Source organism: Paraglaciecola arctica BSs20135 (assembly GCF_000314995.1).
In the GTDB taxonomy this organism is placed as follows: Bacteria; Pseudomonadota; Gammaproteobacteria; order Enterobacterales; family Alteromonadaceae; genus Paraglaciecola; species Paraglaciecola arctica.
Genome location: NZ_BAEO01000047.1, coordinates 38,385 through 51,305 on the forward strand (window position 1 = coordinate 38,385; position 12,921 = coordinate 51,305).

At 39.2% G+C, this 12,921-nt stretch carries 14 protein-coding genes; 5 read left to right on the plus strand and 9 right to left on the minus strand.

The window, feature by feature from the left end:
- Positions 1–79: 79 nt before the first annotated feature.
- From GARC_RS15225 to GARC_RS15255, 7 genes are all read right to left on the minus strand, one after another.
- Positions 80–355, minus strand: a complete 276-nt coding sequence (locus GARC_RS15225; RefSeq protein ID WP_007621708.1) for an EF-hand domain-containing protein — start codon at positions 353–355, stop codon at positions 80–82.
- Between the two features lie 477 nt (positions 356–832).
- A complete protein-coding gene (locus tag GARC_RS15230) occupies positions 833–1,276 on the minus strand; it encodes a tellurite resistance TerB family protein (RefSeq protein ID WP_007621709.1) in 444 nt (147 codons plus the stop codon).
- A 6-nt stretch (positions 1,277–1,282) separates the two neighbouring features.
- On the minus strand, positions 1,283–2,308 hold the full coding sequence (locus GARC_RS15235; RefSeq protein ID WP_007621710.1) for an NAD(P)/FAD-dependent oxidoreductase: 1,026 nt from the start codon (positions 2,306–2,308) through the stop codon (positions 1,283–1,285).
- The gene (locus GARC_RS15240) at positions 2,305–3,360 is read right to left on the minus strand and encodes an ABC transporter ATP-binding protein (protein ID WP_007621713.1); all 1,056 of its coding nucleotides are present in this window, start codon (positions 3,358–3,360) and stop codon (positions 2,305–2,307) included. Before GARC_RS15240 ends, GARC_RS15235 begins: the two co-directional genes overlap by 4 nt.
- A gap of 7 nt (positions 3,361–3,367) precedes the next feature.
- Entirely contained in the window at positions 3,368–5,032 is a 1,665-nt protein-coding gene (locus tag GARC_RS15245) for an ABC transporter permease (RefSeq protein WP_007621715.1), read from the minus strand.
- Between the two features lie 43 nt (positions 5,033–5,075).
- Positions 5,076–6,089 (minus strand): Fe(3+) ABC transporter substrate-binding protein, encoded by a 1,014-nt coding sequence (locus GARC_RS15250; protein ID WP_007621717.1) that lies wholly within the window; start codon positions 6,087–6,089, stop codon positions 5,076–5,078.
- 79 nt (positions 6,090–6,168) lie between these two features.
- The gene (locus tag GARC_RS15255) at positions 6,169–6,618 is read right to left on the minus strand and encodes a GNAT family N-acetyltransferase (RefSeq protein WP_007621720.1); all 450 of its coding nucleotides are present in this window, start codon (positions 6,616–6,618) and stop codon (positions 6,169–6,171) included.
- 312 nt (positions 6,619–6,930) lie between these two features.
- On the opposite strand from GARC_RS15255, the gene yciH reads away from it, so the two are divergent.
- The 3 genes from yciH (at position 6,931) to pheA (ending at position 9,480) form a co-directional block, all read left to right on the plus strand.
- Entirely contained in the window at positions 6,931–7,251 is a 321-nt protein-coding gene (gene yciH, locus GARC_RS15260; RefSeq protein WP_007621722.1) for a stress response translation initiation inhibitor YciH, read from the plus strand.
- 31 nt (positions 7,252–7,282) lie between these two features.
- Positions 7,283–8,083, plus strand: a complete 801-nt coding sequence (locus GARC_RS15265; RefSeq protein WP_007621723.1) for a response regulator — start codon at positions 7,283–7,285, stop codon at positions 8,081–8,083.
- A 215-nt stretch (positions 8,084–8,298) separates the two neighbouring features.
- Positions 8,299–9,480 carry a prephenate dehydratase gene (pheA, locus tag GARC_RS15270; RefSeq protein ID WP_007621725.1) on the plus strand — a complete coding sequence of 394 codons (1,182 nt, stop codon included), beginning with the start codon at positions 8,299–8,301 and terminating at the stop codon, positions 9,478–9,480.
- A 79-nt stretch (positions 9,481–9,559) separates the two neighbouring features.
- Here the strand turns inward: pheA and tyrA are convergent, their stop codons facing one another.
- Together tyrA and GARC_RS15280 are read right to left on the minus strand one after the other, a co-directional pair.
- A complete protein-coding gene (gene tyrA, locus GARC_RS15275; protein ID WP_007621727.1) occupies positions 9,560–10,702 on the minus strand; it encodes a bifunctional chorismate mutase/prephenate dehydrogenase in 1,143 nt (380 codons plus the stop codon).
- An 8-nt stretch (positions 10,703–10,710) separates the two neighbouring features.
- Positions 10,711–11,805 (minus strand): 3-deoxy-7-phosphoheptulonate synthase, encoded by a 1,095-nt coding sequence (locus GARC_RS15280; protein WP_039989815.1) that lies wholly within the window; start codon positions 11,803–11,805, stop codon positions 10,711–10,713.
- Positions 11,806–12,192: 387 nt separating this feature from the next.
- On the opposite strand from GARC_RS15280, the gene GARC_RS15285 reads away from it, so the two are divergent.
- Together GARC_RS15285 and GARC_RS15290 are read left to right on the plus strand one after the other, a co-directional pair.
- Positions 12,193–12,504 carry an ArsR/SmtB family transcription factor gene (locus GARC_RS15285; RefSeq protein ID WP_007621730.1) on the plus strand — a complete coding sequence of 104 codons (312 nt, stop codon included), beginning with the start codon at positions 12,193–12,195 and terminating at the stop codon, positions 12,502–12,504.
- Positions 12,494–12,916, plus strand: coding sequence for an SRPBCC domain-containing protein (locus GARC_RS15290; protein WP_007621732.1), 423 nt, complete (start codon positions 12,494–12,496; stop codon positions 12,914–12,916). Before GARC_RS15285 ends, GARC_RS15290 begins: the two co-directional genes overlap by 11 nt.
- The last annotated feature ends 5 nt before the right edge of the window (positions 12,917–12,921 follow it).

Genomic DNA, 12,921 nt, shown 5'->3' on the forward strand with positions numbered 1-12,921 from the left:
TTTATTTATTTATTTGAGGGGTCAGCATAATAAAAAAAGATCGAACAAGTCGATCTTTTCTTATTTTATTTTTAAGTCTTTACCCAGACTTACTGATTTTTTTTTCTAGCGTTGGTACTATTTTTGTTCTGGCTAGTTCAATTGAACTGATCTTTCCGTTGCCATCTGTATCGATTTTACCAAATGAGGCTAGAATAACAGGGTCTGCCACTGCTTCTTTTATGGTGATTTGACCGTCTTTATCCAAATCAAGTTTGGCTATTAATTCATTATCAGCCCTCGCTGATAATGATGCAAACAACTGAAGGATTGCGGCAATAATTACAAACGGAGCAATATAATCAGATTTTTTCATATCATTATCATCCTTTACTAAATGAGATCTGATAACAACGGGGATAAATCATCAAATCTAATTAAAATAAGGCATCCATGCCGTCAATGATGCAAATCTTTATTCGCATCAAGGATATTAATACTATTAGTTGCAAACGCCATCGCAGCCAATAACAAAAGTAGAAATGCACTAACATCCTTCACCACACTCACTGTCCATAAGTACGACCCGAGGAACCAGTCAGGCTGAATGTGATTACTAGCAAGGCTATTACATGGTTCGTGCCAAGAATACATTTTACATATATATCAACAACTTAAAAACATAAACCTGGCTCATGGTGGTAACTTGTCGTAAAGCCCAAAATATTATGTCTTAAATTTGAGACACCTATATTACTAGTGTAAATTATGTATTTTAAATCATATAGTTAGCATGTCTTTTATTTAAGACACCTATAGAAATCAAACAAAAACACCGAAAGTAAGATAGAAATTAGTAAGGCTTGACCGACAACTTACTTTGAATAAATTGGTTATGAGGAATGTAGAGTAAATCGGCTATTTTTCTGATGGTATATTCTTCATCCGGGCTAAGTTCATGATCGGCATAAGCCACTGTCCATAACGAATCAAGCACCGCCCTTTTTTCCTTGAGGCCATAAATATCATTAATAACCCGCGTAAATTGCTGATAGTCTGCGGCGTTGTCTGCTTGGGATTGACTCAATTGACAAAGAGTTTCCAGTTCTGCACCAGTCAAAGAGAAATGTGTTTCAAGCTGTTTGCGATAACTATCTTGCTCAAGTTGATCAAATTTATGGTCAGCCCGCATAACTTCGTATAACAAAACGGCTGTTGCCAATTCGATTGTGTGTTGGCTATCAGTGTTATCGGCTTCTAGATGATTTTTAAACCATTCTTGAATACTGCTGATCATAATACTTTACTCACCCGTTATAATTGATTGACTAAGTCTTAAAGCCGCTTCATAAGCTGACTCAATTGAGGCACCAAAACTCCAATCACCCCCAAGATATATCCCATATTCATGATAACTGAAAATGCCTAACGACTTTTGCCCTGCACTAGGCCTTGCATACCGCCAGTAATGCGCGTGGGTATTCGCCACTGAGTTTTCAGGTAAATCAAACAATTCGCAAAGTCCCTTTGTGGCAATATCTATCGCCTTGGCTTTGCCCTGCTCGCCTAAATCGTCTGATAACTTATTTGCCAGTTGAATTACCCATATTTCGCTATTCTCGCCAGCCTCTGATGGGAAAACACTAGGGCGCTGTGGTTTGCCAGAATCACGAACTAGGGTCTGTATAGAGTGATTCTTTAGGTAAACTAAATCAATATCAGAGGCGACCACTTGTTGCAATTTTAAGGCGACCGACCAACAACTTGTCCAATCTTGCGAATAATCAGGTAATTCTAACGGCCACTCAGATTGTGCAATTAACGCCTGACTTTGCGGCCAAGGAAGAGTCACTACTACTTTATCAAATAACTCTGCCTGCCAAATCCCATTCAAATTTAGTTGCCATCCTTTACCATCAAGGTAGCGAATTTGGCCAATTAAGCTGTTGCTGTGTAAGCGGGCGTTCTTAATCCAATGACGACATGGGGCATTCATTTTACTGTTAAAAACGTAATACTCTCGGTCACCGACTAAATGTTCTAATGGCTGCTGCAGGTTAGCAATCGGTTGTGAGACAAATATTTTTTCAGGCCATTTAGTCACAATATTTTGCTTACTTAACCCCTGCATAAAATCTCTAAACTGGGCTTTTTTGGCTGGTACTATAGTAGCGCCTATATCACACTGCCCCCAATCGGTTTGTTTTGTACTTGCGCGTCCACCACAGCCACGAGACTTTTCAAAAACACTGACATCTATACCTTCTGCCCCAAGAAAATGAGTCAATAAACATCCGCTAATTCCCGCTCCTACAACGGCAACTTTCATGCATCATCACCCTTATCAGCAAATACAATTAAGTGTTCTAGGTCTAAACGAATACCAATCAGTTCATTTAATTGGTGATCATGATGACTGAGGGCCAAACACAGTACCCTTGAATGACCAAGATGTTGCAATTCTAGTTGATACAAAATATGCGATCCTTGAAACGATCTATCCACTACTTTTGCCAAGGTTTTACTTTCGTCGTCATGGATGATGTCGTCTGGACGAACCAAAAACACAACTTTGTCACCTTCCTTGAACCCACTAGCGGGGTTGATAGGAAACACTCCCAAACCACTATTTAACTTAAGATTTTTGTCTACGGTTGCAGACAAAAACACCCCATCACCAATAAAGGATGCCACAAAACGATTAGCCGGACGATGATAAAGGGCGTAAGCGTCTGTCCATTGTAATAAGCGTCCTTTGTTCATCACACCAATCACATCGGCCATAGCAAAGGCTTCATGTTGGTCATGGGTAACCATAAGAGCAGTGGTTTTTTCGTGTTTCAAAATTGCTCGCAGTTCTTTAGCAAGCTCATCTCTTAACTCTGCATCTAAACTAGAAAAAGGCTCATCTAATAATAATAAATCGGGTTTAGCTGCCATAGCTCGGGCCAATGCAACACGTTGTTGTTGGCCTCCTGATAAGGCGTGAGGATATCGGTTATCGTAACCAGGTAATCCCACTAACATGAGTAGTTCAGTGACTCGCTGAAGCTTTTGGGTACGGCTTTGCTTATGCAAACCAAATGCAATATTTTGCGCAACGGTTAAATGGGGAAACAAAGCGTAGTCTTGGAACACCACTGCAACGCGGCGCTTTTCAGGATCTAAGTGACTATTCTTAGCGCTAACTAACTTTTTACGTAAGCAGATTTGCCCTGCCGCTACTTTTTCAAATCCAGCTACGGCTCGCAGAAGAGATGTTTTACCGCATCCTGAGGGCCCTAATAAACAACCTATTTGCCCAACCCCTAATTCAAAAGTAACCTCTTGAACGGCGTCCTTTTTTTGGTATGCAACGGATACATTATTGAGACTTAGCATAACTTCCCTACTTAATTTGCGAACTATGAGGGCTGGGCTTATCCATCAACATAGTCAACAAAATGACGGGCAATATACCCACACTGACAATGGCTAGAGCGGGCAACGCAGCGTCCATTAAACGTTCGTCTGAGGCAAGTTCAAATGCTTTGACTGCCAAGGTATTAAAATTGAATGGGCGTAAAATTAAAGTGGCAGGAAGCTCTTTTAACACATCCACAAAAACCAACAATAATGCACTTAACACACTGGTTTTCATCAATGGCACATGAATGGTTCTGAGAATTTGCAAAGGTTTATGCCCTAAAGAACGGGCAGCATCATCCATATTGGGTTTTATTCTCGCCAAGCCTGTATCTATATTATGCATAGCTACAGCTAAGAAACGACTACTGTAAACCAAAATCAGAGCAAATAATGAGCCTGAGAATATTAAGCCAACACTAAGGTCGAACCAATTTTCAGTTAGCGTATTGAGCTTTATATCTAGCCAACTTAGTGAAATCATTGCACCTATAGCGATTACGGTACCAGGCACAGCATACCCTAGGCTCACAACGCCGACTATAAATTGAATCGGTTTAATGGGATTAAGGCGTTTTCCATAAGCAAAAAGAAGCGCCAAACTCACCGCAGTGATAGCGGCTATAGCAGCCAAATAAAAACTATTCCATAACAACAACCAAAATTCACTGTTAAGTTGTTTGGAATATGTCCTAGACGCCCAACTCAACAGTTGCAGAACGGGTAATATAAAACCAAAGAACACCGGTATCACACATAAAAATTGCACCCAAAACACTTTACTACCTGTTAATTTTTGTCGACTCACTTGCTGCGCTCTTTGCCCTTGAAAATAATAGCGAATTTTGCGCCTAGACAGATATTCAAGAATAAGTAACAACACCACAAAACTGGTTAACATTGCAGCTAGTTGAGCTGCTGCAATACCATTACCTAAACCGAACCAAGTTCTAAAAATACCAGTAGTAAAAGTACTCACACCAAAATATTGCACAGTGCCATAATCCGCGAATGCCTCCATCATTGCCAGCGCAGCTCCCATTAAAATAGCGGGGCGAGCTAAAGGTAAGACGACTTTAAATAAGTGTTTACTGGGGGACACGCCTAAGCTTCGAGATACTTCCTCAAGACTGGCTGGTTGTTCACTAAATGCAGTTCTCGCTAACATATAAACATAAGGATACAGCACTAAAGACAACATAATGATAGCGCCTGGCAAAGAACGAATATCAGGAAAATAATAATCGCCATACTGCCAGTTGAATGTCTCCCTTAACCAAGTTTGCACGGGTCCTGCATAGTCCAACAAACCAGTATAAGTGTAAGCAATAATGTACGCTGGCATCGCCATTGGTAACAATATCAACCATTGTAATTGTTTACGCCCGGTAAATTCATACCTTGCTATACACCAAGCTAATACAGTACCAATCACAATAACTAAGACCCCTACACCAAAGGCCAAGATAAGTGAATTAACTATATAATCTGATAAAACAGTTGAATATAGATGTTGCCATATTTCAGTTTGCGGAAAAAAAACACTTACAAAAACCAAGATTACTGGAGCCGCAAGAATAAAGCAGCCTAAGGCGATGCCTACAAACCAAGGATTGAACCAGTTATAAGACCAGTTTTTGAACTTCATAAACTGGCTTATTTTAATACCATAGACCTGTGAATTATTATCTTTACTTCCACCCAGCACGATCCATCATCTGTACAGCTGCTGCATTTAACTCGCCGAGCTTACCGAGGGGAACCTGTTCAGTTTTAAAGGTGCCGAATGATTGTAGTAGCTTACTCCAAGCAATATCAGCTAAAACAGGGTATTCATGATTGGTTGTGGCATACCACAACTGAGATTCGTTACTGAGTAAAAAATCGATTAACTTAACTGCAGCGTCTTTATTCGGGGCATTTTTTGTTAAAGCAACGCCAGATATATTGATGTGCGCACCACGGTCAGTTTGATTCGGCCAAATCACTTTTACTTTTTTAGCTTGTTGCTGTGTGGTTTCATCGTCTGAACTTAACATTCCGGCTAGATAATATGTATTGGCAATAGCTACATCACATAACCCTGCTGCCACGGCTTTAATTTGATCTCTGTCTCCGCCTTGTGGAGGACGAGCGAAATTTTTAACAAGGCCATTAACCCATTCCTGAGCCGCTGATTCACCCACCTGAGCAATTAACGCTGCCACCATAGACTGATTATAAATATTACTCGAACTGCGTATACACACTCGCCCTTTCCATTCTGGTTTGGTGATATCTTCAAGATTAGCAATAGTTTGCGAAGCCACTCTATCGACTGACACCATTAAAGGTCGTGCCCGTAACGATAAGCCCAACCAGTGTCCCTGCTCATCACGAAAATTATTGGGCAATTTCGAAATTGCCTCAGATTCTAAAATTTGCTGAGTTAAACCTTGCTCTTTAGCACGATATAAGCGACCAACATCTGTAGTTAATAACAAATCTGCCGGACTATATTTGCCTTCACTTTTTAAACGCGTTATCAAATTGTCGGCGTTACCCGTGACTAAATTAACCGCAATACCGGTTTGCTGGGTAAATTTATCTAATAAAGGTTTGATCAAAGCTTCTTTACGAGCTGAATATAAATTGACCTGCTCTGCCATAACTAATGGAGACAGCAAAGCCGCTATGACGAACATACAGGAGATGATATTTTTCAAGAGGTATTCCTACTTTCTAAAGGCAAACAAATAGAGAGACTGGATGGTAATCTAATTGAGAACTATTCTCAATAACAGTTTATTCTTCGTACATTAAATAATGTGTTGGCTGCATGCCTAAAGATTCATAAGTTTTCTGGGCGATAATGTTTTCTTTTTCTACATATAATCTAAAACCGCAAACATTCTGTTGCTGCTCTGCTAAAGCCTTTACTTGGGCATATAACTGGGCATAGATACCTTGACGGCGAAAATCAACAGTAATATAAACACTCTGTACCCACCAAAAAACGCCATTGCGCCAATCACTCCATTCAGTGGTCACCATTAAACTGCCAACAACTTCATCATTTTGTTCAGCAACCAAATAAAAACCTTTATTATCATCGGCAACTAAGGCTGAGACTCCCTTAAATAAGATAGCTTGGTCTAATTTCTTTTGTTCGGTTTCCCATGCCATTAATTGATTAAACTTAACCAATGATGAGACATCACTATTATTCGCCACTCTTATTTTAATTTTTCCCAAAATTTTTACGCCCTAATTAAATTTAAAACACAACATATTCAAGTTTTGAACATGTGTAATTGTCGAATCCCTTTCCTTAGTCTTTGGTTCGAATGGCAAAGACGTTTTCAACGACCAGAATACGCATAATGACAGCAAATTATCCAATGTGGAATTTTTAGACTTCTGTGGGGCAATGGATAATTTTAAAACAATTTCCATTTATGTCGATGTTATTAAATAATAGTTTTACAGCTTTGCCTACAAAGAATCATATTTTTTTATTAGAATGAGTTCCCTACCAAATCAGCATCAATATGGTTGAAGATAAAAATGAGTGAAAATAGATTGGTTTACAGCACACAAACTGGCCGCATTCAAAATAAAGAACAAAATAAACCATTATTAAAAACTGACGGTATAGTGCGTATACGCCGTGAAACCAAAGGTCGCAAGGGTAAAGGCATGACAACAGTAACTGGCTTGGAACTAGCTGACAAAGAATTAAAAGACTTATGCAGCCAATTAAAAAAAATGTGTGGCACAGGCGGCGCATTAAAAAACGGGATAATTGAAATTCAAGGTGATAACCGCGATAAAATCAAAGCAACACTCGAGCAACTAGGCCATAATGTGAAACTAGCAGGCGGTTAATAACCAGTAGAAATACAAATTAGGAGTAGCAATGCAGCATCTGTCTTTGTCAGAAATTAGTATCATCTTAGTCGAACCTTCTGATACCCAACGAAGAATCATTCTTAAGCAATTAGCGGCTGCGGATATTAATCATGTAGAAGCTGTTGGAAGCGTCAAACAAGCAATTGACTTTATAACCAAACATGGTGCAGATTTAGTGGTTAGTGCTATGTATTTCGAAGATGGAACCGGCCTAGATATTATTAAACAAATCAAAAATGACGATGCACTTGCATCAACTCCTTTTATGTTGATTTCCAGCGAAAATCGGGTCGAAAAACTTGAAGAATTTAAACAATCAGGTGTGGCCGCTATTTTACCCAAACCTTTTACCCCAGAGAATTTAACAAAAGCACTAAAAGCGTCACTTGATTTAATCAACTCAGATGAGCTAGATCTTGACCTATTCGATGTACATGACGTTAGAGTGTTATTAGTTGACGACAGCAAACTTGCGCGAAACCATATTCGCAGAGTACTCAATAGTTTAGGTCTTCAAAAGATCCTAGAGGCAGAAAATGGCGCTGAAGCCTTGACCCTGTTGAAAGACAACACTTTTGACTTAGTGGTAACTGATTATAATATGCCTGAAATGGATGGTAGGGAACTCTCTGAATTTATTCGCTTTAATCCTGACACTGCACATATACCTATTATTATGGTCACCAGTGAATCAAGCTCTAGCTTGCATATGGCAAATATCCACCAAACCGGTGTTAACGCGCTGTGTGACAAACCCTTCGAAGTGAACGAAGTACGCAATATGTTAGCCTCTTTACTTGGCCAATGATCAATAACATAAGCTGTTATTCATTATTCTTAAGAAACTAGAAATTTGTGCTTAAGCAAATCGTTGACTTATATGTAGCGGCTTTATAAATTCAGATGCACATTAAGCATATATTAAACCAGCATATATTGAACCAACAATTATCCTAGATTGATATTACCTATTATTAAAACCTCCCCTATCGGAAGTTATTTTTGAAATTACAAGTGAAGACTATGTCATCAACAGAATTAGAAGAACTTAGAGTAAAAATCACTGATCTAGACACACACCTACTGACTTTTTTAGCTCAAAGACAGCAATATACTAACCAAGTAGCTGAAACCAAGATCAAAAACCATATTCCAGTACGTGATCAAAAACGTGAAGAAAAATTATTAATTAGGTTAATAAAAGAAGGTAATAAACACGGACTAGATGCTCATTATGTCACGCAGTTATTCCATGTCATCATTGAAGACTCGGTGTTAAATCAACAAGCATTGTTAGCGGCAAGAGCCAACCCAGGTAGTAGTCTGCCACTGAATCGCGTGGCGTTTTTGGGTGATAAAGGTTCTTACAGTTATTTGGCCACACAAAAGTATTTTTCCCGGCGCCCAGGTGAGCTGCTTGAAATAGGCTGCCAAAGCTTTTTAGAGATAATTAAGAAAGTAGAAAGCAACGAAGCAGACTATGCCGTATTACCAATTGAAAACACCTCTTCAGGCAGCATCAATGAGGTATACGACCAACTACAACATACTCATCTTTCGATAATTGGAGAACTCACTTACCCAATAAAACATGCTTTATTGGTTAATCAAGATACCGATGTTAGCAAAATAAAAACCTTATACGCCCACCCGCAAGTTTTTGCTCAGTGTAGTCATTTCCTTGCCGAGTTAGGTAATGTTGAAGTTAAACCTTGCGATAGCACTTCTGCGGCTATGTTAAAGGTGGCCGAGATGCAGGCAGATGATGTGGCGGCTATGGGTAGTGAAACGGGTGGAAAGTTATATGGTTTACATGCAATTCAATCAAACCTAGCCAACCAAAAAGAAAATCATAGTCGTTTTTTTGTAGTTGCCCGTAAGCCAGTCAATGTGCCATTGCAAGTACCTGCAAAAACCACATTAGTGATGTCTACCGTGCAAAAATCAGGTGCATTAGTAGAAGCGCTTATGGTACTGCGCGACAACAAAATCAATATGACTAAGCTTGAGTCTAGGCCTATTACCGGCAATCCTTGGGAAGAAATGTTTTATATTGATGTGGAAGGTAATGTGCAAGATGGTCCAATGCAGCAAGCGCTAGAAGAGTTACAGGCCATGACACGTTACTTCAAAGTATTAGGTTGTTATCCAAATGAAGAGATAAACCCAACAAAAGTAGCTGCTGTGAGTGCGTTAGCAGATTAGTCAAATTTGGTCGTTTTATATCCATCAGACACAAAAAAAGGGTGCAGATTTCGCTGCACCCTTTTTAGAGACAAATTATTTAAACATCCTCACTTAATGAACGATCATCATCTGCCTTTAGTAAAAGTTTCCTACTGTTGACTAAACATTGTTTCGAATAATCACCAAACCAAGAGCCAATTTTGAAAAATTGCTTTATAAACTCACCCTTGTTGTTGCTTTCAATCAACGCCAGCGCCTGATTAAATTTCACACTAAACTCGGTTAATACGGCAAGACTGTCCTTATTATCAAATATAATATCGGCGTATAACACTGGGTCCTGAGCAAATAATCGCCCAACCATTGCCAACTCTAAACGATAAATTGGCGAACTTAAGGATATTAATTGTTGTAGATCCGGGTTTTCACCAGCCAAATGTGAACCAAATACAAAACTACAAAAATGCCTCATGACCTGAATAAATACCATAGCATCATCATGCTCTTTAGCGGAGGTCTGTTGCAATATCCCTCCCCAAATACGAATTTGTTGCAATAACCATTCATATTGCTCGGGATGACGTCCATGGCAAACCACCACGACCTGTTTAACTAAACTAGGAACATCTGGCCCAAACATAGGGTGCAGCCCCAATACAGGCCCTTTATGTGCGGCCATCATGGCCGCTAGTGGTTTTTGTTTAGTACTGGTAATATCAACTAAGATGCAGTCTAAAGGTAAATTAGTCAGCTTAGATATTATACTTTCAGTTAATTTGATAGGCACGGCTACTAACACTAAACCGGCATCACTAAGGATAGAATCGGCATTCGGCCAGTCGTCTTTTTCAAGCAACTGAACTGAAAAACCACTACGTTCAAACATATCAACAAAAATCCTGCCTAAAGCACCAGCCCCACCTATTACTACGATTTTTTTAATATTTGGATTAGTGCATAAATAGTCAACATTTTGAGTATGGTAAGACTCACGCATGATCCTACGTAACAAGTCTTCAACTAAAACTGGAGATACATTTTGTTGTTCGGCCTGTGCTCGTCTTTTAGCAATCAGCTCAGCTTCACGCTCAGGTACATAAATAGGTAAACCAACTTGACTCTTATATTTACCTACTTGAGCTGTGACCTTTGCCCGTTTAGCCAATAACTCAACTAACTGGCTATCAATTTCATCAATTTGCTGTCTTAGCTGATTAAGATCATTGGGGGATACGGGCATTACTTTTCCTAGTTTTCGGCGTCTATAAACTTATTTAACCGCATAGGTAACACAGTTATCAACTTATCTCGCATATGATTAATTAAATCTTCTGTCGTTTGCCAGTTAATACAACCATCAGTGATGGATACGCCATATTCTAACTCAGCAGGGGTTTTACCTGAGTTATTTTGATTGCCATGATTTAAATGACTTTCTAACATGATACCAATAACGGATTGATTACCCTCAAGAATTTGATTCACTACATTTTTCGCCACTAAAGGCTGTCTGCGAAAGTCTTTGCTAGAATTCGCGTGACTACAGTCAATCACTAAACCCGCGCTCAATTTTGCGTTCTCCAATTCTACTTCACAGTCAGCGACACAAACTGAATCATAATTAGGCTGTTTACCACCACGTAAAATAATATGTCCGTCAGCGTTACCTTGAGTCGTGATCACGCTCACTTGCCCTTCACCATTAATTCCCATAAAACTATGGCCTGATGCAGCTGATTGCAGGGCATTGATGGCTATACCCAAACTACCATCTGTGCCATTTTTAAAGCCGACTGGCATAGACAAACCACTGGCCATTTCTCTATGGGTTTGTGATTCAGAGGTACGCGCACCTATCGCAGACCAGCTAAATAATTCCGCCAAATATTGTGGGCTAATGGGATCTAAGGCTTCGGTGGCAACAGGTAATTCTAATTCTGCCAACCAAATAAGTAACTCTCTGGCTTTACGCAAACCAGTTTCAATATCAAAGGTATCGTTAATGTGCGGATCATTGATCAACCCTTTCCAACCTACAGTGGTGCGAGGCTTTTCAAAATATACGCGCATCACAATATACAGGGTGTCTTTGCAGCTCTCGTGTAATTCTTTTAACTTAAGCGCATATTCTTTAGCAGCATCAATATCATGTATAGAGCAAGGGCCACATATCAGCAAAAATCTATGGTCTTTACGATGTAAAATATCGCTAATAACTTGTCTGGAAGTTTGCACTATTTGTAAAGTTGACTCACTTACTGGTAATTCAGACTTTAACTCTTGGGGTGTCACCAATATTTTCTCAGAGGAAACATTAATGTTGTTGATGCTGTCACGTAACATGATTTGACTCTTTTAAAATAAACTGAAAATTTGGCATTGGATTAACATCTAAGTAGACCCTTTGCGCCTGACATACTATAACATTTTTGCAGTGTAACGTTTTAAGTACACCGTGAAATTTATTATTTTCAAAATTGAATTGACTTTTTAACAGCTATTAAATTCAACAACAAGTTTTAATTACTTTTATTGCATCAGTTGGCTAGTTTTCAGGCGATACACCGATTTTAAACCAGCTAAGTATATAACAGAATTGTTCACGGAGTTTAATATCTACTCTTAAGCGCTCAATGATCGGCAAAACTAAAATAATATATTTTGTACAACAACTTGACATGCAACCAATCAGTTGCTCATTATACAATGGCTAACTAAAATGGACACACCATGGATATTTTTACTGCCTTGGCAGACCAGCAACGACGCAATATTATCGAAACTCTGCATCAACGCGGCAATCAATCGATCAAACAATTAACCATAGATTCATCAGTGTCCAGACAAGCAATAACCAAACATATAAATATTCTGATAAAAGCCAAAATTGTGCAGGCAGAATTTATTGGCAAAGAACGAATCCATAATTTAGATCCTAAGGCTATGCAAAGCTTGTTTAATTGGTTGGCGCCATTTTCCCAAAAATGGGATGACAGACTTAACAACTTAACGAAATATATTGGAGATAAAGATGTCAAATAACATTGATTCAATTGTCAGAGAAGTCACCTTTAATGCCCCTATTGAACAGGTATGGAAAGCCATCACCTGCCCAGAAGAAATTCAACTGTGGTTTGGATCTGCTGCAAGCTTTGAATTGCAACAAGGAGAACAAGGGTACTTTGAATGGGAAGAGGAATGTGAAGGTAGATTTGCGATGCGAATTGAAACTGTTAGCCCACCTAATTATTTTGCTTGGCGATGGATGTACCAGCAAGATGCCGTTTTTGATGAAGCAACGTCTACCTTAGTCGAATGGGCACTCACCTCAACTCAAAGTGGCGGCACCCAATTAACATTGACCGAGTCTGGTTTTGCACAGACAAAACACAAACAAGACAATGTAAAAGGATGGCAACAAGAATTAGCCGATCTGGAACATTATTTGAATTAACCCAA

Coding starts and splice junctions, on each gene's coding strand:
- GARC_RS15265 (WP_007621723.1), top strand. CDS start 7,283: ATGCAGCATCTGTCTTTGTCAGAAATTAGTATCATCTTAGTCGAACCT.
- GARC_RS15285 (WP_007621730.1), top strand. CDS start 12,193: ATGGATATTTTTACTGCCTTGGCAGACCAGCAACGACGCAATATTATC.
- tyrA (WP_007621727.1), bottom strand. CDS start 10,702: ATGCCCGTATCCCCCAATGATCTTAATCAGCTAAGACAGCAAATTGAT.
- pheA (WP_007621725.1), top strand. CDS start 8,299: ATGTCATCAACAGAATTAGAAGAACTTAGAGTAAAAATCACTGATCTA.
- GARC_RS15240 (WP_007621713.1), bottom strand. CDS start 3,360: ATGCTAAGTCTCAATAATGTATCCGTTGCATACCAAAAAAAGGACGCC.
- GARC_RS15290 (WP_007621732.1), top strand. CDS start 12,494: ATGTCAAATAACATTGATTCAATTGTCAGAGAAGTCACCTTTAATGCC.
- GARC_RS15245 (WP_007621715.1), bottom strand. CDS start 5,032: ATGAAGTTCAAAAACTGGTCTTATAACTGGTTCAATCCTTGGTTTGTA.
- GARC_RS15225 (WP_007621708.1), bottom strand. CDS start 355: ATGAAAAAATCTGATTATATTGCTCCGTTTGTAATTATTGCCGCAATC.
- GARC_RS15230 (WP_007621709.1), bottom strand. CDS start 1,276: ATGATCAGCAGTATTCAAGAATGGTTTAAAAATCATCTAGAAGCCGAT.
- GARC_RS15280 (WP_039989815.1), bottom strand. CDS start 11,805: ATGTTACGTGACAGCATCAACAACATTAATGTTTCCTCTGAGAAAATA.
- GARC_RS15235 (WP_007621710.1), bottom strand. CDS start 2,308: ATGAAAGTTGCCGTTGTAGGAGCGGGAATTAGCGGATGTTTATTGACT.
- yciH (WP_007621722.1), top strand. CDS start 6,931: ATGAGTGAAAATAGATTGGTTTACAGCACACAAACTGGCCGCATTCAA.